Annotated in this window: 19 protein-coding genes; 4 read left to right on the plus strand and 15 right to left on the minus strand. The window is 65.7% G+C overall.

Features of this window, described 5'->3' with window-relative positions; all coding sequences use genetic code 11:
* Nucleotides 1-323: 323 nt before the first annotated feature.
* The 5 genes from WBN46_RS00005 to WBN46_RS00025 all read right to left on the minus strand — a co-directional run bounded on the left by WBN46_RS00005 (nucleotide 324) and on the right by WBN46_RS00025 (nucleotide 7682).
* Nucleotides 324-1022: a DUF6445 family protein gene (locus WBN46_RS00005; RefSeq protein WP_337729773.1), complete on the minus strand. Its 699-nt coding sequence runs from the start codon at nucleotides 1020-1022 to the stop codon at nucleotides 324-326.
* A 24-nt stretch (nucleotides 1023-1046) separates the two neighbouring features.
* Entirely contained in the window at nucleotides 1047-2576 is a 1530-nt protein-coding gene (locus WBN46_RS00010; protein WP_337729774.1) for a tryptophan halogenase family protein, read from the minus strand.
* 21 nt (nucleotides 2577-2597) lie between these two features.
* On the minus strand, nucleotides 2598-3599 hold the full coding sequence (locus tag WBN46_RS00015) for a cupin-like domain-containing protein (RefSeq protein WP_337729775.1): 1002 nt from the start codon (nucleotides 3597-3599) through the stop codon (nucleotides 2598-2600).
* A gap of 26 nt (nucleotides 3600-3625) precedes the next feature.
* Nucleotides 3626-4384 (minus strand): SapC family protein, encoded by a 759-nt coding sequence (locus WBN46_RS00020; protein ID WP_337729776.1) that lies wholly within the window; start codon nucleotides 4382-4384, stop codon nucleotides 3626-3628.
* Between the two features lie 154 nt (nucleotides 4385-4538).
* Nucleotides 4539-7682, minus strand: coding sequence for a TonB-dependent receptor (locus WBN46_RS00025; protein WP_337729777.1), 3144 nt, complete (start codon nucleotides 7680-7682; stop codon nucleotides 4539-4541).
* 637 nt (nucleotides 7683-8319) lie between these two features.
* Here WBN46_RS00025 and WBN46_RS00030 point away from each other — a divergent pair.
* The gene (locus WBN46_RS00030; protein ID WP_337729778.1) at nucleotides 8320-9393 is read left to right on the plus strand and encodes a LacI family DNA-binding transcriptional regulator; all 1074 of its coding nucleotides are present in this window, start codon (nucleotides 8320-8322) and stop codon (nucleotides 9391-9393) included.
* 85 nt (nucleotides 9394-9478) lie between these two features.
* Here WBN46_RS00030 and fdhD read toward each other — a convergent pair whose 3' ends face one another.
* Nucleotides 9479-10303 (minus strand): formate dehydrogenase accessory sulfurtransferase FdhD, encoded by an 825-nt coding sequence (gene fdhD / locus WBN46_RS00035; RefSeq protein WP_337729779.1) that lies wholly within the window; start codon nucleotides 10301-10303, stop codon nucleotides 9479-9481.
* On the minus strand, nucleotides 10278-12590 hold the full coding sequence (locus WBN46_RS00040) for an FdhF/YdeP family oxidoreductase (RefSeq protein WP_337729780.1): 2313 nt from the start codon (nucleotides 12588-12590) through the stop codon (nucleotides 10278-10280). The genes fdhD and WBN46_RS00040 overlap by 26 nt, the downstream gene beginning before the upstream one ends.
* A gap of 181 nt (nucleotides 12591-12771) precedes the next feature.
* On the opposite strand from WBN46_RS00040, the gene WBN46_RS00045 reads away from it, so the two are divergent.
* Together WBN46_RS00045 and hemN are read left to right on the plus strand one after the other, a co-directional pair.
* Nucleotides 12772-14019 carry an MFS transporter gene (locus WBN46_RS00045; protein WP_337730845.1) on the plus strand — a complete coding sequence of 416 codons (1248 nt, stop codon included), beginning with the start codon at nucleotides 12772-12774 and terminating at the stop codon, nucleotides 14017-14019.
* A gap of 45 nt (nucleotides 14020-14064) precedes the next feature.
* Complete coding sequence (hemN, locus tag WBN46_RS00050) at nucleotides 14065-15471, plus strand: oxygen-independent coproporphyrinogen III oxidase (protein WP_337729781.1); 1407 nt, start codon at nucleotides 14065-14067, stop codon at nucleotides 15469-15471.
* A gap of 10 nt (nucleotides 15472-15481) precedes the next feature.
* Here hemN and WBN46_RS00055 read toward each other — a convergent pair whose 3' ends face one another.
* Nucleotides 15482-15931, minus strand: a complete 450-nt coding sequence (locus WBN46_RS00055) for a hypothetical protein (RefSeq protein ID WP_337729782.1) — start codon at nucleotides 15929-15931, stop codon at nucleotides 15482-15484.
* Nucleotides 15932-16088: 157 nt separating this feature from the next.
* Between WBN46_RS00055 and WBN46_RS00060 the strand changes: the two genes are divergently transcribed.
* Nucleotides 16089-16463, plus strand: coding sequence for a DUF4345 domain-containing protein (locus WBN46_RS00060; protein ID WP_337729783.1), 375 nt, complete (start codon nucleotides 16089-16091; stop codon nucleotides 16461-16463).
* Between the two features lie 9 nt (nucleotides 16464-16472).
* On the opposite strand, the gene WBN46_RS00065 is transcribed toward WBN46_RS00060, so the two are convergent.
* From WBN46_RS00065 to WBN46_RS00095, 7 genes are all read right to left on the minus strand, one after another.
* Entirely contained in the window at nucleotides 16473-17978 is a 1506-nt protein-coding gene (locus WBN46_RS00065; RefSeq protein WP_337729784.1) for an acetate kinase, read from the minus strand.
* 53 nt (nucleotides 17979-18031) lie between these two features.
* Nucleotides 18032-18535 (minus strand): hypothetical protein, encoded by a 504-nt coding sequence (locus WBN46_RS00070; RefSeq protein ID WP_337729785.1) that lies wholly within the window; start codon nucleotides 18533-18535, stop codon nucleotides 18032-18034.
* Between the two features lies 1 nt (nucleotide 18536).
* Nucleotides 18537-19241, minus strand: a complete 705-nt coding sequence (locus WBN46_RS00075) for a C39 family peptidase (RefSeq protein ID WP_337729786.1) — start codon at nucleotides 19239-19241, stop codon at nucleotides 18537-18539.
* Nucleotides 19238-19660, minus strand: coding sequence for a hypothetical protein (locus WBN46_RS00080; RefSeq protein ID WP_337729787.1), 423 nt, complete (start codon nucleotides 19658-19660; stop codon nucleotides 19238-19240). The genes WBN46_RS00075 and WBN46_RS00080 overlap by 4 nt, the downstream gene beginning before the upstream one ends.
* Before the next feature lie 117 nt (nucleotides 19661-19777).
* A complete protein-coding gene (locus WBN46_RS00085; RefSeq protein ID WP_337729788.1) occupies nucleotides 19778-21304 on the minus strand; it encodes a hypothetical protein in 1527 nt (508 codons plus the stop codon).
* Between the two features lie 203 nt (nucleotides 21305-21507).
* A complete protein-coding gene (crcB, locus tag WBN46_RS00090) occupies nucleotides 21508-21921 on the minus strand; it encodes a fluoride efflux transporter CrcB (protein ID WP_192201162.1) in 414 nt (137 codons plus the stop codon).
* Between the two features lie 25 nt (nucleotides 21922-21946).
* Entirely contained in the window at nucleotides 21947-23314 is a 1368-nt protein-coding gene (locus WBN46_RS00095) for a replication-associated recombination protein A (protein ID WP_337729789.1), read from the minus strand.
* Between the last annotated feature and the right edge of the window lie 39 nt (nucleotides 23315-23353).

The raw sequence follows: 23353 nt of genomic DNA on the forward strand, positions 1-23353 counted from the left end.
GCGCTGGCACTGGCCACCACCGCACGTGTGGCAGCGTCGTACACCACCACCTTCAGGCTCTGCGTGCCTGCGTCGATTCCGGCGGTCAAAGCCATCGATTCCTGCCTCCGGTGCTCAAAAAGTTAGCGCTACCATTTTGTCCGGTAAAAAAAGGGAACCTCTGAATTGCTCCCTCTGCCAACACAGAGGCGGTGCCTCCCGTGCTGGCAACGACACTGTAACCAGCACCCACAGAAAAAGCGTGCTGCGCCGCAAAATGCATTGCAAAACAATCGGTTGAGCTGTGTCCGGCGGCTCCGCGCAGAATGGCCGTAGCGACCTGCTCAGCGCGCAACGTCGATGAATGCATTGATGGACAACCTTCCGAGGACCGGGTCGGCGGGAAGCGGTCGATGGTTGTCGATCCGTCCCGAATGCAATGAGTTCCGCCGGTACACGATGAGCCGATTGAATACCCCCTCGACCTCCGCTATGCGCTCGAACGAGGTCGTGTCGCCGTTGATGTATCCCGCAGTCGAATCGGCGTCGTGATGGCCCTGCTGCGCCAGGCAATCGAAGTACGCCGCATGACGGCTTTCATCCACGTACTCGAATCCGGTCTGACGATGCCGGTAGAAATCCGTGCCACCCCATGTGCCGTGGAACAGGTAATGCACCGTGGCCAGACCCCGATGGCTGACCGAATCGATGTGCGGCACGCGCTGCAGGAAATGCAGGCTGGCCGGCGGTTGCGTGACCAGCGAGAAATGGCACATGGGAAAGACGAAGCGGCCAGGCGCCAGATCGAAGCACTCATGCAACAACGGATTGAGCGTCGCCTCCAGGAAGCGTTCATAAGAAGGCGGTGCAGGCGCGCGAATGCCGGGAAACATCGAAGACTGCTTCACGTACTGGCGTGTGGCCGCCTTCCGCACCATCCGCTCCGGATCCGACAGCACGTTGTCGATGATCAGCAGCGGCGCGCCTTCCTTGCCGATCGTGTGCCGGGTGATCCGGATATCCGCATGAGGGGCGATGAGCATGGGCTTGTCCGCGCGTCCCGGCGGTTACGCGGACACGGGCCGGCTGCCCCACACTTCCGCTCCGGCCTTGCAGTAGCGGTCAATGAACGCCTGCTGCGATGGCATCTGCGCGACCGCATGGTCGATGGGCTGGCGAATGGACGCCAACAGTTTCCGGAGGTCGTCATCCGCCAGCGCTCGCGCCAGGGGATGGGGCTGCCCGGGCGTGATGCCCTGGCCCAGCAATACGTGGGTCCAGGAGTCGACCCGGAAGAGTTCGTCCGGATCCTGCCAGGCATGCGCGCGTTCGCGCCACGCGCGCAGGCGGATGTCCAGCGATTCGGGCAATGCCATCTCGCGGCACGCCTTCCACATCGGCTCGTCGCGCTGCGTCGCGTGGTAGTGGAGGATGATGAAGTCCCGCACGTGTTCCATCTCCGCGCGGCTCACGTCGTTGTAGAGCTCCACGAGCGACGGGGCGATGCCGTCGAAGGGAAACAACTGGACCAGGCGCACCACGGCACTGATGGCCAAGTGGATGCTGGTCGACTCCAGGGGCTCGATGAAGCCGCTGGCCAGGCCCAGTGAGACCACGTTCTTGTTCCACGCCTTCAGCCGGCGCCCGGTGCGGAACGGCACCAGCCAGGGGTCACGAAGCGCAGGCGCACCCACGTCGCGCAGGAGCTTGGCGCGCGCCTCATCGTCGGACATGTGCCGGCTGGAGAACACCAGGCCGCACCCGACGCGGTGCTGCAGCGGGATATGCCAACGCCAGCCGGCCTCGTGGGCGATCGCCCGTGTGTACGGCACCGGCGGACCCACGGACTCGGTCTGGACCGCCACCGCCCGGTCGCTGGGCAGCCATTCGTTCCAGTCTTCATAGCCCGTGCGCAGCGTCTGCTCGATCAGCAAGCCGCGGAAGCCGGTGCAATCGATGAACAGGTCGCCCTCGATGACCTGTCCGTCTTCCAGTACCAGGGACTGCACGGCACCATCATCCCCATGCTGCCTGACCTCGCGGATCTTTCCTTCCACGCGCTTGAGTCCATGGCCTTCGGCGATGCGGCGAAGGAACTTCGCGTAGAGGCCGGCGTCGAAGTGGTACGCGTAGTTGACCTGCGGTTGCGTCTGCAGCGAGAACTGGTCTCCCCGCGAAGCGACCGTCTCCAGGCAGAAATCCCCCAGCTCCGATGGCATTCCCCGACGCAGGCTGTCGAGCCAGAAATGATGGAACGCGGCCGCCCACGTGCCCTGCCCCGTGATACCGAAAGGATGGATGTAGCGCTCCCCTTGACGGCGCCAGTTCTCGAACGAGATCGAGAGCTTGAACGTGCCGGCAACGGCGCGCAGGAATTCCTGTTCGTCGATCTGAAGGAAACGGTGGAACGTGCGGATGGGCGGGACGGTGGACTCCCCCACTCCCACGGTACCGATCTGTTCGGACTCGACCAGGGTGATGTCCAGCCGATCACGGAACTGGTGCGAGAGCGCGCACGCCGCGAGCCAGCCCGCAGTACCGCCGCCTGCGATCACCACTTTGCGGATGTGTCCCGTCGGGGCTACTCGATCGTCCAATGCGGTGTCTCCTTGCGTGAGCTAGCGGTTGAGCCGTCCAATCAGCATGGTGCGCATGCGCCGCGCCTGTGTTTCATCCATCGGTCCCAACATGTCGCGCGCCTGTTCGGGCAGGTGCTCGCCCGCCCTCTCGCCGGGACCGAAGACGTAGTACTCGAACACCTTCGCCCATGCCAGCTTCTCGCGTTCCGGAAGATCCCGCAGCGTCCACAGGGCATGGTGCAAAGCCGGCAACGGCGAGGACAGGAACGCTGGCGAACTGCGCCACCAGTAGTTGACCAGCACATTGAACGGTTCGAGGCTGCGCACGTGGTGCCACCACATGCTGGGAATGAAGATGGCGTCGCCGGGTTCGAGCAGTGCGGTCTGCGCGGTCACCAATGCCTTGCGGAATCGCGGATGGCGCCCGTAGTCGGGATCATCGAAGTCGACCACGCTCACGACCTGCCCTCCGGGCGTGGGATCAAGCGGACCGGGATAGAGATTCTCGATCTGTTCCGGTGGAAACAGCGTAAAGAGCCGCCTGCCTACCGCGCAGCACGCCAGGTTGTTGGGTGCGTCGAAGTGGCAGGACGCGACGACGCGATTGCCGATCCAGATGCTGGGTGGCGCATCGATGTCCTGCGCGGCCAATGGCAGGCCATTGGCGTGGGCGAAGCCAGGCAGTGCTCCATCGACCAACAGCGAGGCCACGTAGTAGGTGGGCGGACGTGGGTCGTCCAGATGGTCCGATATTTCTCCGAGCACCTGGGCGAGGGATCCACGCCTGACGTCAAAATTCAGCCGGGTGAAGTCCTCGTTGTAGAAAGGCCGGCCGGCAATCCCGGGCCCACCGAAGGAATACTGGATCGGCCTGCCGGCATCAAAGCCGAGCAGGTAGGACATCGCTTCCTGCGCAGATCGCAATCCTGCCTGCACTAGCTCCCAGTCGCGCGCGACGCCCCTGAGCAGAACGGGCTGGCCATCCGAGATGAGTTCTTCCAGCGGTAGCGCATCCGCACGCACGCCTTCCAGGACACGCATCGCTGCACCGCCCGTCGACACGACGGCTAGTTCCCGCCATGCGGCATCGCGGCATCCTGCGTGCGCAGGCGACGCTGCTTCTCGGCCATGAGGCGACGCATGTTGTGGAGCGATGCCAGGATCAGGTATGCGCCTTCCAGGTAGCCGGCGCGGTTCAATTCGAACAATGCGTTGCCGTCCAGTGCGGCCAGCTTCTCCCGATCGATGCCATGCAAGCCATTGACGCCCACACGGTGTCGGTCATCCAGCTGCACATCCAGATTGACGGGCTGTATCAGGTCCATCGCATCCAGGGCCGCGAACATGCCGGTGCCGAATTCACTGCCATCCCTGATGCCACGCAGGACGCCTGCAACATGCTCAAGATAGGGGCTATTGCCGCCCTGCGGAAGGAATACCGGTTCGCCTGCTGCGAAGTTCACGCGTGGATGGTCGAGATCCACATGCATCACCGCTTCCTTCCTCAGCTCTCCGTCGATGCGCTGCTCCTGGAAGCCGATGAGGAAAGGCCCTTTCGCTGCGGCACCCGGGAGATAGGCGGCATTCCATCGGCCGTCCTGCAGGAACAGGTTCTCGCGTTGTTCGAAACCTAGGAGAACGACGGATTGCCATTCGCCCGTGCCCGGATCCTTCCTCAGGAAGATCGGATACTCGCGCTGCAACTCGGCGAACTCGCTGGGAAAGGCAGGCACCATGCCCACGTCGTCGCCGAACTGGGGACCGAAGCCGGTCGCGACACGCAGATCCCTGTGCGAAACGTTGTTGAGGAGTTCGTAGCGGGCCATCTTTTCTCTCGGGGAAGCCTGGAGGCATCCGATGATACTAACGCTGGCAGATCGTGTTCGAGCCCTGTCCGCCGGCACGCCTTGCTAAAAGGGACCGCTGCTCGCGCAGCGGTCCCCGCTCGGCGATATCCGGAGAGGGCGTCTATCGCCAAACTCAGAACTTGTAGCGCACACCCACCATGTAGCGCGGACTCTGATCGGCCAGCTTGACGATCATCTGATCGGTGCGTGCACGCCAACGGACGTCCTCACCGGTCAGATTGATCGCCTCCAGGCCGAACGACCAGTGGTCATTGAGCGTGTAGTTCACGCTCAGGTCCCACTGTTCGTACTCCTCCACGTAATAAGGATTGCGGCTCGCGCCCTGGTTGGCGAGGATCAGGTACTCGTCGCGCCAGTTCCAGGCCAGACGGACCGACCATCCATGTTTTTCATACATGAACATGGCGTTGGCCGTGTCGCTCAGGCCTGTCAGCGCGAACTGGTCGATGGCCGGGTCGCCGCCGTCGTCGTATCCCACATCGCCCCGCACGACGGTGTAGTTGGCCAGGATGCCGAAACCGCTGTCGCCGAAGAAGTACTGGCCGCCCAGTTCCCAGCCATGCAGCTTGGACTGGTTCTGGTTGATCGGCCGGTTGACGTTGAACTGGTACAGCGGATCGTCGGCTTCACCGTAGAGGTTGTAGGCCGCCTCGGTCGCCAACGTCTGCGCACCGGTGCCATTGAACGCCGCCAGGCCCGCCGGATCGTTGCGCAGCAGCGCCAGGGCCGTGAACAGCGACGTGTCGTTGGCGGAGCACGCCGCCGCATTGGCGGCCCCGACCTGGGTCACACACGCCGCACTGGTGAGGAAGGCCAGTGCCGTCTGCGCATCCGGGCCCGAGGTGGGATCCCTCAAACCGTACAGGGATTCCTGACCAACGGTATTGCCGATGAAGTTGTCGACCGACTTGTTCCAGTAGGTCAACGACACATAACTCGCATCGGCGAAGTACCACTCCAGCGCCAGGTCCAGGTTGTCGGATTCCAGCGGTTTCAGGCTCGGGTTCTGGGCACTGCCACTCGCGCGCACGGAAGGATCAAGCAGGACCGAACCGAAAGGCTGCTGCGCACCGGGACCTGCATAGAGGTTGCCATATGGCGCCCGTGCGATGCTCCTGCCGAACGAAGCGCGACCCTTCAGCTCTTCAGTGAAGTCGATGCTGAAGTCGAGGTTGGGCAGGATATAGCTGTAGCTCGCCGTTTCGCTGAAGGGCTGCTGCTCGTCGGACAGTACGATGCGGAAGTCGTTGTTGGCCGACCATTCGATGGCTTCGGGTATGGCGATCACCGACGTCGACACGACATCGGTCGTTTCGTACCGCACGCCGAGGCGGGTGTTGGTGCGCATGCCACCGAGTTCGCCCTCCAGCTCCACCTGGAAGTACGCCGAATGGGTCTTCTCTTCCACCCGGTTGTCGGCCGCACGCTGCGGGCTGACGCCCAACCCCACGCCATACTGGCCTGCCGCCCATTGGGCGAGCTCACCGGCGTTGCCGCGCCATGCCGGCCAGCTGGAGGCGCTGAAATCGTCGAACAGGCCGACGATGTTGACCGGCCGCAGAAGATCCACCAATCCAGCGGCTGTGTCCGAATCCACATTGGCCACGCCCCAGTCGCCCAGGGTGGAATACGCCTCTGCCGCCTGGATGCGATGCGTCGTGGACTTGTTGGTATCCACGCCGAACTGGAAGCGGCCCTGGTCGAAGCTCCATTCGCCGTCAATGCGGGCCTGTTTGATCTCGCTGACCTGCGTCTGCGCATTGATGCGCAGGACCTGCGAGCCGATCTCGCCTTCCACGAATCCCGGATTGACCACGCCGTTGGTCCCGGCGATCGCGTCATCGGTGGTCGGGTACCAGGTCTGCGTGCCGATGGGCAGGCCGTTGTTGAACGCCAGTTCCTGTACCCACGAACCACCGCAGTGCGGCCCAGTGGTGCAGTTGTTGGTGCCGGCGATACTCATGAAGATCGAACCGCCACCGGTCAGCGGATCGTTTGGCCGGCTCTCGTTCTTCGAATTGTGCGCATCGAAGCTCAAGCGGAACCTGTCGCTGACATCCCAGACGGCGTTGAGCCCGAGGGAGCCCAGCTTGTACTTCTGCATGCTGCGCTGCTGCTCGAGGCCGAAATCCTTGGTCCCGGCGATCTCGCGGATATAGATAGGCGTGGCGACCGCACCGCTGGTGTCGAACTCGATGTCGGTGTAGTTGCTGTTCTGCAACCACATCGCCTGTTCGCCACGGTTCTCGGTGATCTCGTTGGTCGAGTACGTGTAGTCCAGGGTCAGGGTCAGGCTGTCGGTAGGTGCGAACTGCACTACCGCCTGGCCATTCACGCGCTCGCGCTCGAACTCCGAGAACGCATAGCGCAAGTCGTTCGGACGCGCGTAAAGATCGCCGATGGCCGGCGCATTGACGACTGTCGGGTTGCCGGGCATCGTCCCGGTCCACGGCTGCACATTCCAGTAGTTCTCGGTCGCCTGCACCGAGCCGCCCTTGCGCTTCTGATGGCTGGCACTCAGGCTCACGCCGAACGTCTTGTCGGGGTTGGTATAGCTGAATATGCCCGACAGTTCCGGCGTCAAGTCATTCTCGAACGGCTGGCTCTGATCGGACACGACCTTTGCACCGGCGCTGGCGACGACGCCGTCGTGGTTGAACGGCCTTGCGGTCAGGATATTGATGGTGGCGCCGATGCCACCACTGGGAACCTGAGCCTGGCTGGTCTTGTAGACCTCGATGCCGTTGATCGCTTCGGCAGCTAGCTGGGCGAAGTTGAACGCGCGCGTGCCGCCATCGATACCGCCGATGGCGACCTGTCCGGAAGCACCAAACGCATCCGCGCCCGGCATCTGCCGGCCGTTGAGCGTCACCATGTTGAACTGGGGACCAAAGCCGCGCGCCGTGACCTGCGCACCTTCACCATCGCGGCGCTCGATCGAGATGCCGGTGATGCGTTGCAGGGATTCGGCGAGGTTGGTATCCGGGAACTTGCCGATGTCTTCGGCACTGATCGCATCGACGACGCCTGCGGAGTCGCGCTTGATGTCCATTGCCTGGCTCAGGCTGCTGCGCAAGCCCGTGACCACGACCGTATCCAGCGTGGTGGCGTCCGGCGTCGCCTGCTGTTGTGTCTGCTGCGCGGCCGGAGCCTGCGCCTGTTGCGATTCCTGCCCGAAAGCGGGATTGATGACCAGTACGCCACCCACGAAGGTGAACATGGCCGTCGACTTGAACCTCGCCAACTTACGACTCATCAGCATGTCCTCAGGTCTGGAATTGAAGGGCCAGCAACGCCGCGGCAGGCATGGATTCGCGCTCCCGCAATGGTCTGGGCCTTGTCCGGTGCACGGCATCGGTACCTGCACTCTTTCATGTGGTCTCCCCTCTCACGTTCGATCATTGGATGTGTCGCCCTCCCCAAGGGCACCTTCGGGCGCAGGCCCGCATTTCCAGACCGGGCATGGTGATAGCGCCCGTCATTGCACAGCGGTTGAAAACACTCTTCCGGCTGGTTCCCGTGTCGCAAGGCGACAAAGCGTTCAGTCAACTTCCAAGGACGGATCGATGAGTGCATCGATCAATGTGGTAGCGCTACCATCGAGTTCGGCGCAGACTAATCACGCACCCCTGTGTTTGTCACCATGCAGCGCAGCAATCCCGTAAGTGGCTTCGTCAAGACCACGTTCCGTGGGTAACCGAGCAGGGAAATGGAAGCGTTTCCATGGGGGTTCGTCGAGAATGTCCATGTAACCGCGATTCCATGCGCGAGCGAGTTGGGCGACGTATCGATGTTCGTTCGATGCATCTCCATGTGCGACGCTCACCGCAACCGCATCACCCGTTGTTCGCAGCACCTAGATTGCACCCGGCATACGGAGCAGACAGAGCAGCATGGAAAAATCGATCAAATCCGTCCGGCGAAAGGGAGGCGCCATCACCATCGACGAGGTCGCCGCCCACGCAGGCGTTTCGCCGATGACGGTGTCGCGCGTGGTCAACGGGCACGGCGGTGTCCGTGACGCCACGCGTGAGCGCGTCATGAGCACTGTGCGCGAACTGGGATACAGGCCAAACCTGGCGGCGAGTTCGCTCGCTGCGGCCCAGCACACGTGCATCGCGCTCATCTACACCAACCCCAGTTCAAGCTACCTGCGCGAACTGCTGGTCGGTGCCTTGCGTGGTTCCGCGCGCGCAGCGGCCCAGCTGGTCATCGCGACCTGGGACACGCTTGACGTGGACGGCCAACGCGCGGCGGCGCGCGAACTGGCCAGGAGCGTGGCGGGCGTGATCCTGCCGCCGCCGCTGTGCGAGTCCAAGGCGATCGTCATGGAGTTCGCGCGGGCCGGGGTTCCCGTCGTTTCGATCGCGTCGGGACGCTTCAGCGAGACGATTTCCTGCGTCCGCATAGACGACCATCGCGCCAGCCATGACATGACGGCCCATCTGATCGCCCATGGGCACGCGCGGATCGGCTACATCAAGGGCGACCCGAACCAGACGGCCAGCGCCCATCGCCTGCAGGGTTACCGTGATGCCCTGGCGGAGGCGGGCGTGGCATTCGACGAGCACCTGGTCCAACCCGGCTACTTCACCTACCGTTCCGGGCTCGAGGCCGCCGAAAGCCTGCTGGCGTTGCCAAGCCCACCCACTGCGATCTTCGCCAGCAACGACGACATGGCCTCGGCCGTGGTTTCGGTGGCGCACCGCCGCGGCCTGGACGTGCCGCGCGACCTGTCCGTCGTGGGCTTCGACGATACATCCGCAGCCATCATGGTCTGGCCGGAGCTGACGACCATCCACCAGCCGGTTGCCTCGATGGCCGATGCCGCGATCGACATCCTGCTGCGGGAAATCCGACGCCCCAGCGCCTCTGCGCGGGTCATCGTCAACCATGTGGTTCCACACAAACTGGTGAAGCGCGCGTCGGTGGCAACCAGGCGGAAAGGCAAAGCCAAGGCCCCCTAGCGGGCGACACCTGCCGCTGGGCGGCGCATGCACCCGGTGTGGCGACGTACGTTGCCGCAACGGCGCTTATTACCCCAGCAGGGGCTCAGCGCAACCCCAGTCGCCAAGCGTGGCTGTAAACCACATGCCTGTCGTCACGCAGGAAACCGATCAGCGACAGCCCGCAGCCTGTCGCCAGATCCACCGCCAATGCCGTGGGTGCCGACATCGCCGCCAAGAGCGGAATCGCTGCGACCGCGGCCTTCGCCACCATCTCGTAACTCGCGCGGCTGGTCACCAGCGCGAAGCCCGATCCTGCGTCGATGTCCTCGCGCAGCATCGCACCGATCAGCTTGTCCAGCGCGTTGTGGCGCCCGACATCCTCGCGCACCACCACCAGCGTACCGTCCGCCCTCGCCCATGCCGCTGCGTGGATCGCGCCGGTCGCCGCATTCAACGGCTGCCGCGCCCCGATGCCGGCCAACGCGACGTCCAGCGCGGATGACGCGATGCAACTCCCCTGCCCGACCGCCTTCGGTTGTTTGACGACCTCTTCCAGATGCCGGTGTCCGCAGATGCCGCATCCACTGCGCCCCGGCAACCAGCGCTGCTGATCCGCGGCCCGGGTGGGCAAGGGATGTCGCGTGCGCAGGTCGAGCTGGATGCCTTCAAGCAATGGCTGGACGTTCACCTGAACAAGTTCGTCAGCCGCCACACCGAGTTCGGTCAATGCGAAGCCGTACGCGAAATCCTCCAGGTCGCAGGGCGAGACCATCATCACCGCCATCGGTTCGCCATTGCAGCGGATCGCGAACGGAACTTCCTCCGCCAGCAGATCCCGGCGCGTCGTCGAGGCACCCCCGGTGACGTCGATGACCTCGCGCCCCGCTGCTCCCTCGATGCGGTCAGCCGGCATGGCCATCGGGATCATGGAGTTTCCTCACCACCACCGGGATCGACTTGTAGGCCGGCGTCCCCGATTGCGGATCGTGGCTGTCCAGCGGCACCAGGCGATTGCCTTCGGGGTAGTACATCGCCGCCGAGCCGCGCGGCAGGTCGTACTCCACCGCGATGAAGCCCGCGACCTGACGCGCACCCGCATCGTTGCCGCCAACGCGGGACTCCACCAGGATCCGGTCGCCCTGGTTCAGGTCACGCACCTGCATGTCGAGCTTGTTCATGAACACCACATCGCGGCGCCCGCTCACGCCCCGGTAACGGTCGTTGAATCCGTAGATGGTGGTGTTGTACTGATCGTGCGACCGGATCGTGGTGAGGGTCAGCAGATGCTGCTGATCGATGCCGGGATCCTCGTTCAAGCCTTCGGCCACCAGGAACTGCGCCTTCCTGCCCGCACCGCCCCAGTCCCGTTGGGATGCGCCGACGTACAGCCGGAATCCGCCGGGCTCGCGCACGCGCCGGTTGAAATCCCTGAACATCGGGAACACGGCTTCGATGTCGTCACGGATGCGGTCGTAATCGCCCACCAGCCCATCCCAGTCCACTTTCGTCTGCGGCAGCGTGGCCTTGGCGATGCCGGCGACGATGGCCGGCTCCGACAGCAGATGTTCCGATGCCGGTGGCAGGCCACCCTGCGATGCATGCACCATGGACATGGAATCCTCCACCGTCACCGACTGCACGCCGCTTGCCTGCACATCGCGTTCTGTGCGCCCCAGGCACGGCAGCAGGAACGCCTGCCGCGCGGGGATCAGGTGCGAGCGATTCAACTTGGTGGCGATGTGCACCACCAGGTCCAGCTTGCGCATGGCGGGAAGGGTGGTCTCCGGGTCCGGCATCGCCACCGCCAGGTTCCCGCCCATGCATACCAGTGCGCGCGAGCGTCCATCGCGGATCGCGCGCACGGCTTCCACCGCATCATGGCCATGCGTGAGCGGGAATTCGAAGCCGTAGGTTCGCTTGATCGCATCGACCAGTGCCTGCGTAGGCTTCTCGGTGATGCCGACCGTGCGGTCGCCCTGCACGTTGGAGTGGCCGCGTATCGGCGCGATGCCGGCGCCAGGCTTGCCGATGTTCCCGCGTAGCAGCATCAGGTTGGCCATCTGCTGCACGTTCTGCGTGCCACGGCGATGCTGGGTCATGCCCATGCCGTAGCACAGGATCACGCGCTCCGCCTTGGCATAGAGTCGCGCGGCGGCGGCGATGTCATCGCGCGACAGCCCGGAACATTCGACGATCTCGTCCCACGTCGTGCGCGCCAGGTCCTCGCGCAAGGCATCCAGCCCTTCGGTGTGTTCGGCGATGAAGGCATGGTCCAGTACGCCGCGACCACCTGCGGCAAGATCCTCGGCATTGGCATCCAGCAGGCACTTCATCATGCCTTTCAGCAATGCCAGGTCGCCACCGATCCTGACCTGGTAATACGTCTGTGCGATCGGCGTGGCGGTGTTGGTCAACATCTCCGCCGGATGCTGTGGCGAAGTGAACCGCTCCAGCCCGCGTTCGCGCAGCGGATTCACCGCCACGATGGGCACTCCTCGCTTCGATATCTCGCGCAGTGTGGACAGCATGCGCGGATGGTTGGTACCGGGATTGTGGCCGAAGCTGAACAGTGCGTCGCAATGCGCGAAATCATCCAGCGTCACCGTGCCCTTGCCCACGCCGATGGACTCGGGCAAGCCCACGCTGGTCGCCTCGTGACACATGTTCGAGCAGTCGGGAAAGTTGTTGGTGCCGTACTCGCGCACCATCAGCTGGTAGAGGAACGCCGCTTCATTCGATGTGCGCCCGGATGTATAGAACTCGGCCATGTCCGGATGCGGGAGTGCGCGCAGCGCATCACCGATGCGCGCGAACCCATCCTCCCAACTGATCGGCACGTAGCGGTCCGATGCGGCGTCGTACACCATCGGATGCGTCAGCCGGCCTTCGTCCTCGAGCGCATGGTCGCTCCACTCCCAGAGTCCTGAGAGCGTGTGCTCCGCGAAGAAGGCAGGCGTCGCGCGCTTGCCGGTGGCCTCCCACGACACCGCCTTCGCCCCGTTCTCGCAGAACTCGAATGACGAAGTGTGGCGCGGATCCGGCCATGCACAGCCAGGGCAATCGAAGCCCGCAGGCTGGTTGACGCGTCGCAGCGCAGCGGTTTCCCGGCCGACCGCCATCTGGCTTTTCAGTGCGCGCGCAACGGCGGCGAGGGCGCCCCACCCTCCCGCTGCGCCTTCGTAGTCATCGATGCCCGGAATCTTGCGTTCACTCATCGGGGAGCCCTGCCTGCTGCATATCGACCACGGTACGTGCGCAGGATAACCGAAGGCGTCGCGCGGTACGTCAGCCGCACGGGACGACAGAAGCGTGGCGCGTGAACCTTTCGCTCAGCATCGCGTTGCTAGCATGCGGAGCGTCTCCCCGTGGTGTCGCCCGCTCTCCGTGCTTCGTGTCCTGCTTCCCATCACCGCATTGCTCGCCAGCGTTGCCCTGCTGCTCGGCGGCAACGGTTTGCTGGGTACGCTGCTGGCCGTACGCAGCCAGACCGAAGGCTGGGGCGAACGGACCACCGGCCTGGTGATGTCGGGTTACTTCGTGGGTTTCTTCCTGGGCACGTTCACTGCGCCTCCCTTGATCCGCCGCGTCGGGCACATCCGCGCGTTCGCTTTCCACGCAGCGCTTGCCGCTGCCGCCGTGCTGGTTTACCCGCTCTGGATGGAGCCGATGGGATGGCGGGCGCTGCGCGTCGTCACCGGCATGGCGCTGGTCGGCTTGTGCACGGTCATCGAGAGCTGGCTGAACGCGCAGGCGGCGCCCGAACATCGCAGCCGGGTGTTCGCGGTGTACATGGTGGTGACACTGCTTGCGCTTGCCAGCGGTCAATTGCTGTTGGACCTGCAGCCGCCGCGAAGCCCCGTGCTCTTCAGCCTGATCGCCATCCTGTTCGCGCTGGCCATCCTGCCGGTCAGCACCACGCAACTGCAGCCGCCCACCCTGAGCATGGCACCGCGCACCCACATCCTGCAGCTATGCCGCGCAGCCCCCAGCGCCGCTGCAGGGGCATTGCTCGCAGGCCTGGCGCTGGGCGCGTTCTGGGGCCTGGGCGCGGTCTATGCGGCCTCGCTGGGGCTGGATCGTGCGGGCATCGGCACGTTCATGGCCGTGACCATCCTGGGCGGTGCCGCGCTGCAACTGCCCATCGGCCGCTTGTCGGACCGGGGCGACCGTCGCAGCACGCTGGCCGTCGTGGCCGCGTTGGGATCGGTCACGGCGATGCTCGCATTGCGTGTGGAAGCCGCTACGCCTGCCGGCATGCACGCGCTGTTCTTCCTGTTCGGCGGGCTGGCATTTGCGCTGTATCCGCTGGCGGTCGCGCATCTGCTCGATCGCCTGCCGGCGGAGCAATTGCTGGCCGGATGCAGTGCGCTGCTCCTGTTGAACGGCATCGGCGCTGCGGCGGGCCCCGCGCTGGCAGGCGTGCTGATGCAGCGGTCCGGCGCAACGGCGTTGCCGGCCTTCTTCGCCTGCACGCTGGGACTGCTGGCCCTGATTGCCGGCGGACGTCGCCTGCTCAAGGCCCGCCATCTGCTGCATCCGGCGCGCTTCCATCCCATGCTCCGCACCACGCCCACCGCGCTGGAGATGCTGCCCGAGATCCCGGACACCCCAGCGACCCAGGCACGCGATTCGCAGCGGAATTGATCCCGATCAATGCGGCATCCGCGCGGTGCCCCTAGCCTGTGCGTCATGGGCACCCTCTCCCCGTCTCCGTTGTTCGATGCGGACCTGCTGCGGCGTTACGACACGCCCGGGCCGCGCTACACGTCCTATCCGACCGCGCCGCAATTCAGCGCCAGCTTCGGTGCGCAGCAATTGCGCGACCAGGCCGCCGCCAGCAATCGGCAGGCGCAGACCAGGCCGCTGTCGCTGTATGTGCACATTCCTTTCTGCACCAGTCCCTGCTTCTATTGCGGCTGCAACCGGGTGATCACCCGCGACAAGGCACGTGCGGAACTGTATCTGGACTATCTTTATCGCGAGATTGCGCGGATGGCGCCGCTGTTCGACAGCGGGCGCCCGGTGGTACAGCTGCATTTCGGCGGCGGCACTCCCAACTTCCTGACCCCCGCCCAGATCGCCGACTGCGTGGCCGAGCTGCGCAGCCAGTTCAGCTTCGCCGCACCGGAGAGGATGGACTTCTCCATCGAACTCGACCCGCGCTTCGTCACGCCAGCCGATATCGGCGAGCTGGCCAGCATCGGCTTCAACCGCGCGAGCCTGGGCGTCCAGGATTTCGATCCCGAGGTACAGAAGGCCGTGAACCGGGTGCAGGGCGTGGAGGAAACGCTCGCCATCGTGGCCGCGTGCCGTGAGCACGGCATGCGATCGGTCAACATCGACCTGATCTACGGGTTGCCCAAGCAGACCCGCGCAGGCTTCCTGCGTACGCTGGAAATCGTCGTGCAGGCACGGCCTGACCGCATTGCGGTCTACAGCTACGCCCACCTGCCGCAGTTGTTCAAGCCGCAACAACGGATCGCACTGGAGGATCTGCCCAGCCCCGAGGAGAAGCTGCAGCTGCTGCAGTGCGCGATAGAACAGCTGGTGGAAGCGGGGTACGTCTACATCGGCATGGACCACTTCGCCCTGCCCGGCGACGAGCTGGCGCGTGCGCAGGAACGTGGCGACCTGCACCGCAATTTCATGGGCTATACGACGCATGCCGAAAGCGACCTGCTGGGCTTCGGCGTGAGCGCGATCAGCCATGTCGGCGACAGCTTCAGCCAGAATCCGCGCGACATCGCGAGTTGGGAGCGCGCCATCGACGACGGGCGCCTGCCCGTCTGGCGCGGCATGCCGCTGGACCGCGACGATGTGCTGCGCGCAGACGTCATCCAGGAACTGATGTGCCACGGACGGCTGGACTATGGCCGCATCGGCCGCCGCCACGGCATCGCGTTCACCGATTACTTCGCCGATGCCCTCCCCAGGCTGCAGGCACTGGCCGACGACGGCCTGCTGACGTTCACGCGGGTCGGCTTCCAGGCCACGCCACGTGGCCGCCTGCTGCTGCGCGTGATCGCGATGTGCTTCGATCGCTATCTGCATGCGGCAGCGTCGGCAGAAGCACCGCGGTTCTCGCGCACGGTCTGAGTGCCCGACATCAGCGGCATGCTGCGTTGACACGGTCGTCCAGGCGGCGACTGGTATCGAAGTCCCGCCTCAGCCCGAGGCGCACATGCGCCTGGTCGCGCGCCTTCCTGGCCCGCTCGCAGGCGGCTGCGTCGCGATGCATCGAGATGACAGCGCCCTGCGATGAGGTTTGCCGGCGTCGCGCGCCCGTGCGGGAGCGCGGACGTGGACTGTCTGCCCTGGCCGTCGCACGTGGCGCCGATGAGGACGGTGCGGATGTCGCCGGTATCGGCGGATCGGCGGGATAGGCGCGCACCCATTCCGTGCGTTGCGTCGAGGTACAGGGCATCGCCTGGTAGTGCGCCTGACCATCCACACCCCGGCACTTGTGGACTGGATCGCTGCCCCAGGTGGCGCTGCCGATGGCGACGAGGATGGCAGCCAGCAGGATGCGCAGCGCGCACGACGAAGACGCGGACATGGCAGGCTCCTGCGGGATGGAGGCTGCAGGATCCGGCGATGGCAGGGGTATCGGGATCGGGGCGCGCCGCGCCGCGCTGTCGGGATTTCCCGCGCGTTCACCACGCCATCACCCCGTGCCGTGCGAGAAGAGGCGCCTGTTCCCTGCGAGACATCCGATGACAGCCGCCTACCTCTACCTCAACGCGGTGCTCTACCTGCTGCTCGCCGGCTGGTGCACGTTCGCGCCCGCGCGCACGGCGGCGGCCGTCGGCTATGCGTCGCTTACCCGGTCCGGGCAGACCGAGTACCTGACGATCTACGGCGGCCTGCAACTCGGGCTTGCGTTCCTGTTCGCTTGGTTCGCCTTGACCCAGCAGCTGCGCACCGGTCTGGTGCTGGCGATGGCGCTGTACCTGCCGATCGTGCTCTACCGCAGCGCAGCGTTGTTGCGCTGGTGGCCGGTGGAATCGACCACCATGATGCTGGCGGTGACCGAGTGGCTGATGCTGGCGGCGGCCCTGTGGCTTTGGTGGCAGGGCCGGGCCAGCTGAGTTGCCGGATCAGAAGTTGATCGGCAAGCGCGCGGTGAAGGTGAGGTCCGGCGTGTCGCGGGTCACGCCCACGCCCAGCGCGACATTGAGCGACATGCGGTCGCTGAAGCGGTAGGTGCCGCCCAGCAGCAGCGTACCCAGCGTGGTACGCACGGCGCCCGCCACCTCCTTTCCATCCTGCTCGGTCTTGTCGACGATGCTCTGGTCGTAACCGATGCTGATGGCCGCCTTCTCGTTGAGCGCCAGGCCCATGCCGAGGTTGAAGCCGAGGATGTCGCCGGCCTTGATGTCGCCCAGGAACTCGGTCTGCCCGCCCAGTACGCGGCGCGAGACATTGCTGCGCTTGAAGTTGTGCAGGTAGCTGAGACTGCCGAAGAACACCACCGGATCGGAGGGGAACAGCCAGGTGACGCCGGGCTGCAGGGCGTTGAAGCCGCTGCCCGTGGGCAGGTCCAGTGGCAGGCCGGTACCGGTGGTGTTGGCCACGCAGCGCGTCACGCAGTCGGTGACGACCTCGAACAGATCGCGCCCCGTGCGGCTCTTGTAGCGCAGCCATGCGATGTAGAACGGCTTGTCGGCGGCGCCCCGGTTCAGCTGGTAGCGGCCGGTGACTTCCACGTCGCCCATCCCGCTTCCGCGTGCGTTGAACACGCGGTCCTGGGCGGAACCGGTGAAGATCTCGCGGCTGACCGTATCGCTGTGGATGTAGACGTAGGGCAGCTTCGCCTCGAGTTCCATGCGCCGGCTGAGGCCATAACGCCCGGTCAGCGTGGCGACGGCGGTCGTGGTCTTCACCTGGCGCACATCGATCAAGCCGATCAGGATGGCGGGAATGATGGTGTAGCCCACCAGCGCGACACGATCATTGGCCGAGTAGCCGTACTGCAGCGACGGCTCCACCACCATCTTGCCCTTGGGTGTCAGCACGCCCGGCTGATCGAAGATCTGCGCGACCTCGGGCGGCCGCGACTCGCTCTCCGGCGCCTGTCCGACACGTTGCGGCGCCTGCGTGTCTGCCTGCTGTGTCTGCTGGCCCGCGGGCGGGGGGGAACCGGATTGCGCGACCTGCGTGCCCGCATGCGCGCCGTCGGGAGCCGGTGCCACCGGGGTCGCCTGCGGCGCTGGACCGGTCACGATGTAGGTCTGCGCAGGTGGAGGGGAATCGCGGAAGGTCGGTGCCTGGTTCAGCGCGGGCACGATCACGGGGGCGGGCGCACCACGCGCGCGCGCATTGGCGAGGATTTCTTCGTTGAGCGCATTCTGCAGGGTGAATATCTGCTGCTCCTGGGCCTGCATGGCGTCACGCATCGCCTGCAACCGATGCGTCTGCTCGTTGAGCTGGCGCTGCAGTGCGTCCAGCCGTGCATCGGCGGTGATTTCGTAGGGCTGCGCCGGCACCGGCGGAGGGGGCGACGCCGGCATCACCGGTTCCTGTGCCCGCGCCTGCCCTGCGTGCACCCCCAGGCTGACTGCCAATGCCAGCGGTGCGACTTCCATCAGAGACGTCCCTTTCATGCTGTGCCCCTTGTCTTGTGCGTGAGCGCGGTGATCCCGGTCCTGCGTCGATGTCACGGGCTGCCGGGTGCGCGGATCAGCGCGTCCGTGAGCGCGCCGTTCGCGTTGAGGGTCTGGTAGGCCCCGAGCGTGTCGACACCCACGTCGATGCGGGTGACGGTGCGGATATCCTGGTCATCCAGCGCGTTCTGGATCACCAGGCCACCGGTGGCCTGCGCGGGATCGAAGCGATTGCCCTCGCCGATCTGGACCACCAGCCCGCGATTGAAATCGGCCAACGCCTGAGCCTGGTCCGGCGTGATGCGTGCCACGTCCGGAACCTGCACGGCGATACGCGCCGTCAGTTCGCCGTTGACGAAGACGACGCGCTCGATGCCGAACGACAGGGTCATGCCCGACGGCATCTGGAAGCCCCCGCGCATCTGCGCCAGCCGGGCGGGATCCACCGGTTGCCATTCGGCGCCCAGGTCACCGCCCTGCCCCCGTGCACCCACCGGTGCCAGCAGCACCGCCAGCATGACCGTGGCGCGGCATACACCCTGCCTGATCCTGTCCATGTCAGATGTCTCCCGCACCGCGCCTGGGCACGGTGACGTTGCGCAGGCCATCACGCTGGATTCCCATGTCGAGCGGCGCCGGAGGTGCGGTCTGCCAGTCGCGGGCCTGGTTGAAGCGGGCGCGTTCCCGCTGGTTGTGCACGACGAACATCACCCGGTTGTCCCACAGCGCCTCGAAGCGAGAGCGCGGCATTGCACGCGTGCCACGCGCCGGGTCGCCCAGCAGCACGCGACCGTCGCGCAGGCCCTTCACCACGACAAAGTGACGGTACCCGCGGTCGTTGAGCAGCACGATGGCCGGCACGTTCTCCTGCTGCAGTTTGTCCAGCGGCAACTCGAAGCCGTCGGCCTCGTACCCCTTCGAGCGAAGGTAGCGGCGCATGTCGAGCAGCGAGAAGCCTTCCTTGCGGATGCGCGCCTGGTCGCCGTTGTTGTACATCTGCACGAAGACGTCGACCTCGCTGACAGCGTGGCCATACTGATGCGTCAGCAGGGTCGCCGTGGCGGCGGAGCCGCAACTGAAATCGTACTGCTGCGGCAGCGTCGTCTTGAACCGCGCTTCCTTCAGGCTGGTCACGCGGACGCTGTAGGCGCTGCCCGGCACGCGGATGTCGCTGGTGGCCGCCGATGCGCCACCGAGCACCGCCAGCGCGCACGCGAGCGCGACGCATCGCGGCCATCCACGCTGCCGCACACGGTGTTTCATTGCGGTCCGCCGCTGAAATCGATGGTCACGATCATCGCGTTCTGGATCAGCACGTTGCTGCCGGTGTTCTGGATGACCGTGTTGATGCCGCTGGCGTTGCCGAACGCGCCGTCAGCGATGCTGTTGGTTCCACTGGTGATGTGGTGCGCCGTGTTGCCATCCACGGAGCCGTCCACATCGATGAGGTTCTCGGTCTGGCTGCTGTCACCGCCTCGCAAGCCGGACAGCCGGTCCACCGCGATCGCGCGTCCCAATTCGCTGACGGCCACGAGCGGAACGTCCGGAACTTTGGTTTCGAACGTGATGGCGGGTGTCCATCCTGCGCGGGCGACGGCGTTGTCTTCCGCCGAGGCGCCAAACGCGAGGACGAGCAATCCCCAGGCTGCGATGCGCAACCCGGCCTGTTGGTGCGTATGCATGGTCAGTCTCCCTTGCCATGCGTCCACCGCGCAGCCATGGGGCGTCCCGCCGTGAAGCGGGACGCCTGCGTCCGCACGGAGTGCCTGGCCCAGCTGGGCCAGGACACCGCGGAACGCTTATGGGCCTACGGTCAGATTGGCTTGAACGGTGATGCCTTGCTGGATCAGCGAGGCCATGCCGCTGTTCTGTGCCGCCACCATGATGCCGGCCGCCGACTGCCCGACGCTCGTCATGTTGTTGGACATGTCGAACGCACCCGCATCGACCGCAACGGAACCGCCCGCGCCGCCGGCACCACCGGTCGCACCGTTGCCGACGCCACCATTGCCGTCACCGCCATTGCCATCGCCACCGTTGCCGACGCCGCCGGCACCACCGGTCGCACCGACCGCGCCGCTGGCGCCGTTGCCGGCCGTCGCATCGCCATTGCTGGCGGTGGAGGACGCGCTGCCGTTGCTGGCGTCGCCATTGCTGGCATCGCCACCATCACCGCCGTCTCCTGCGGTCGCCGTCACCGTGCCGCCTGCGCCGCCCATACCGGAGCCTGCACCGCCCGTGGCGGTCGCGTCGCCGCCCGTCCCGGAGCCTGCGCCGCCCGTGCCGGAGCCGTCACCGCCCGTACCGGTCGCGTCACCCGACGTGCCTGCACCGGCGGTGGCGCTGCTTGCTCCGCCCGTTGCAGTCGCGTCACCTGACGTGCCTGCGCCACCGGTTGCCGTGCCGTCGCCGCTGGTACCGTCGCCTGCGCCACGTTCGCGCACGTTGCCGCTGCCTGCTCCGGCGTCGCCACCGGAAGCACCCGCGATCGAACCGGTGTCGCCGCTCGCGCTTCCGGCATCGCCACCTGAAGCACCCGTGGCTCCGCCACCATCACCGCCCCAGCCACCGGCGTCACCGCCACGACCGCGGCCATTGCCGGCCGTCGCGTCGCCGTCGCCGCCCCAGCCATTGCCGTCGCCGCCATTGGCGCCGCGTGTATCGTCGGCGTTGCCGCCACGACCACCGTTGCCGGCCGTCGCGTCGCCGATGGTTGCGCTGCCGTTGGACGAATCGCCCGCCGTCGCGCTGCCGTTGTTGGCATCGCCACCGCTGCCGCCATTGCCGCCATTGCCGCCGTCGCCGCCGTCACCTCCGTTGCCGGTGCCACCCGCGGCGCTACCGCCGTAGCCCTTGCCACCATAGCCCGCGCCGCCCTTGCCACCGTCGCCGCCGTTCGCGTCGCCCCAGTTCTTGGCCACGTTGCCGATGTCGTGCACGGTCACGCCCGAAACGGCGCCGATCAGCTTCGTTTCGGCCACGGCCTTGCTGTGGTTGAAAGAGTTGGAGAACGTGGACGTCGCGGTGCTGCCATTGTTGGCGGCCGTCGAGCCGAAGCCCTCCGCAGTCGCCCTGCCGCGATTGTTGCGGTTGTCGCCGTCGTGGGTGCTGTTGTCGCTGTGGTCGGAATTGTCGGAGTTGTCCGAATTGTCGGAGTGGTCGCTGTTGTCTGTGTTGGTGCTGTTGTTGCTCAGATCCGCCGAGAGGTTGACCAGGATGTCGTCACCCGGGCCATTTTCGGTATTGGTCTGTTGCGCGAATGCCTGTCCCGTCGTGCCGAGCGCCAGCAATACCGCCGATGCGATCAGTGTCTTGCGAATGCACATGTTGATTCTCCTTGTGGCCGCTCCGGGACCCAGGGGAAGCCCCTAAAAAGCGACGCGGGTCACACTTGCATGGCAATCGTTAGTCCTGTTCGCGCGACGCGTTAAATTTCCGTTCGCGAACAGACCGCTCGTCCGCTGGCGAAGCGGGAGCGTCATATCCAGCGCGTGATGGCCGGCCCCGGTAGTTGCCAGCGTTGTCGCCGTTACCAGGTCGGTGCGCGGACCGCATCGGCGAGGCGTGCACCCAGCCACACCAGCAGCAGCCCGGTCAGCAGCGTGATTGCGAGATAGCCAAGCGCGGCGCCCTGGCGCTCCGTTCGCGCGAACAACAGGCACTCCACCATCAGCGCCGAATACGTGGTCAGTGCTCCCAGCACCCCGACGAGCAGGAAGGCGCGCCAGTAGAGTGCGGAAGGGCCGCGCCCTTCCAGCCAGATCGCAAGGAAGCCGGCGGCGAACGAGCCAATCATGTTCACCGCGAACGTGCCCCAGGGAAATCCGCTTCCCAGCTGTCGCAGCAGCGCGCCGCCCAGCCAGAAGCGCGCCGCCGCGCCCAGCGCACCGCCCGCCATCACCAGCATCAGTTGTTGCCACCAGAGTGCAGCGTGTGCCGGCATCGGTCGTCTTCCGTCAGCGGGGAGGTCAGTCGTCGCGTCCGGCCTGCAGTCGCGCCTGGCGGCGCGCCTCGCGCAGGCGGTCGAGTTTTTCCTTCAGCTTGATCTCGAGGCCGCGTTCGACCGGCGCATAGTAGACCTGCTCGCCCATCGCATCGGGAAATGCCGTCTGGTCCAGCGCGATGCCGCCCGCTGCATCGTGGTCGTACTGGTAGCCGGTGCCGTAGCCCAGCTCCTTCATCAGCTTGGTCGGGGCGTTGCGCAGGTGCAGCGGTACGTCCTGCGTGCCGTATTCGCGCACGTCGCGCTTGGCGGCGTTGAATGCCATGTAGCCGGCGTTGGATTTGGCCGTGCTGGCGAGATAGATCACCAGTTGCGCGAGCGCGAGGTCGCCCTCGGGACTGCCGAGCCGCTCGTAGGTATCCCACGCGTCGATCGCCATCTGCAGGGCGCGCGGATCAGCCAGGCCGATGTCCTCCACCGCCATCCGCGTCATGCGTCGTGCCAGATAGGCGGGGTCGCACCCCCCATCCAGCATGCGCGCCAGCCAGTACACGGCGCCGTCGGGATTAGAGCTGCGCACCGACTTGTGCAGGGCCGAGATCTGGTCGTAGAACTGCTCGCCCCCCTTGTCGAAGCGGCGCGTGCGGTCTGCCAGCACTTGTGCGAGTGTCTGCGGGGTGATGCGCCCCCCTTCGTCGGCAGCCAGTTCCGCAGCGATTTCGAGCAGCGTCAATCCTCGCCGTACATCCCCGTCGGCAGCCGTCGCGATCTCCAGCAGCGCTTCGTCGTCCACCTCCACGCCAAGCTCGCCCAGTCCGCGCTCGGCATCCGCAAGCGCAAGGCGAAGGGCATGCCGGATGTCATCGGGCGACACCGCTTCCATCACATGCACGCGGCAGCGCGAGAGCAGCGCGGAGTTCAGTTCGAACGACGGATTCTCCGTTGTGGCGCCAACGAAGATGATCGTCCCGCGCTCGATATGCGGCAGGAACGCATCCTGCTGTGCCTTGTTGAAGCGGTGCACTTCGTCCACGAACAGCACCGTGCGACGACCGCCGGCAAAGCGTTGCACGGCTTCGGCCAGCACCTGGCGTACCTCGGGCAGGCCGGACAGCACGGCGGAGATCGCCTTGAACTCGGCATCGGCATAGCGCGCCAGCAGCAGCGACAAGGTGGTCTTGCCGCAGCCCGGGGGGCCCCACAGGATCATCGAGTGCACATGGCCGGATTCCACGGCACGACGCAGCGCGCTCCCCGGCGCGAGCAGCCGGCGTTGGCCGACCATTTCATCCAGGCTGCGCGGCCGGATGCGCTCTGCCAACGGCCTCAGCGCATCGGTGTCGGTACTCAGCAGGTCGGCCTGCGGTTCAAGGGGGGTACGTGTCTTGGCCACGCTTCATTGTAACGTCGCGCGACCGCAGGCCATGCGTGG

The sequence above is a fragment of the Pseudoxanthomonas sp. CCNWLW251 genome (genome assembly GCF_037402255.1).
Taxonomy (GTDB): Bacteria; Pseudomonadota; Gammaproteobacteria; order Xanthomonadales; family Xanthomonadaceae; genus Pseudoxanthomonas_A.

Excerpts from the sequence above, each read along its gene's own strand:
- WBN46_RS00070 (WP_337729785.1), bottom strand. The coding sequence starts at position 18,535 with ATGGACAGGATCAGGCAGGGTGTATGCCGCGCCACGGTCATGCTGGCG.
- WBN46_RS00025 (WP_337729777.1), bottom strand. The coding sequence starts at position 7,682 with ATGAGTCGTAAGTTGGCGAGGTTCAAGTCGACGGCCATGTTCACCTTC.
- WBN46_RS00085 (WP_337729788.1), bottom strand. The coding sequence starts at position 21,304 with ATGTGCATTCGCAAGACACTGATCGCATCGGCGGTATTGCTGGCGCTC.
- WBN46_RS00065 (WP_337729784.1), bottom strand. The coding sequence starts at position 17,978 with ATGAAAGGGACGTCTCTGATGGAAGTCGCACCGCTGGCATTGGCAGTC.
- WBN46_RS00055 (WP_337729782.1), bottom strand. The coding sequence starts at position 15,931 with ATGTCCGCGTCTTCGTCGTGCGCGCTGCGCATCCTGCTGGCTGCCATC.
- WBN46_RS00060 (WP_337729783.1), top strand. The coding sequence starts at position 16,089 with ATGACAGCCGCCTACCTCTACCTCAACGCGGTGCTCTACCTGCTGCTC.
- WBN46_RS00020 (WP_337729776.1), bottom strand. The coding sequence starts at position 4,384 with ATGGCCCGCTACGAACTCCTCAACAACGTTTCGCACAGGGATCTGCGT.
- hemN (WP_337729781.1), top strand. The coding sequence starts at position 14,065 with ATGGGCACCCTCTCCCCGTCTCCGTTGTTCGATGCGGACCTGCTGCGG.
- WBN46_RS00030 (WP_337729778.1), top strand. The coding sequence starts at position 8,320 with ATGGAAAAATCGATCAAATCCGTCCGGCGAAAGGGAGGCGCCATCACC.
- WBN46_RS00005 (WP_337729773.1), bottom strand. The coding sequence starts at position 1,022 with ATGCTCATCGCCCCTCATGCGGATATCCGGATCACCCGGCACACGATC.
- fdhD (WP_337729779.1), bottom strand. The coding sequence starts at position 10,303 with ATGATCCCGATGGCCATGCCGGCTGACCGCATCGAGGGAGCAGCGGGG.
- WBN46_RS00015 (WP_337729775.1), bottom strand. The coding sequence starts at position 3,599 with ATGCGTGTCCTGGAAGGCGTGCGTGCGGATGCGCTACCGCTGGAAGAA.
- WBN46_RS00075 (WP_337729786.1), bottom strand. The coding sequence starts at position 19,241 with ATGAAACACCGTGTGCGGCAGCGTGGATGGCCGCGATGCGTCGCGCTC.
- crcB (WP_192201162.1), bottom strand. The coding sequence starts at position 21,921 with ATGCCGGCACACGCTGCACTCTGGTGGCAACAACTGATGCTGGTGATG.
- WBN46_RS00040 (WP_337729780.1), bottom strand. The coding sequence starts at position 12,590 with ATGAGTGAACGCAAGATTCCGGGCATCGATGACTACGAAGGCGCAGCG.
- WBN46_RS00080 (WP_337729787.1), bottom strand. The coding sequence starts at position 19,660 with ATGCATACGCACCAACAGGCCGGGTTGCGCATCGCAGCCTGGGGATTG.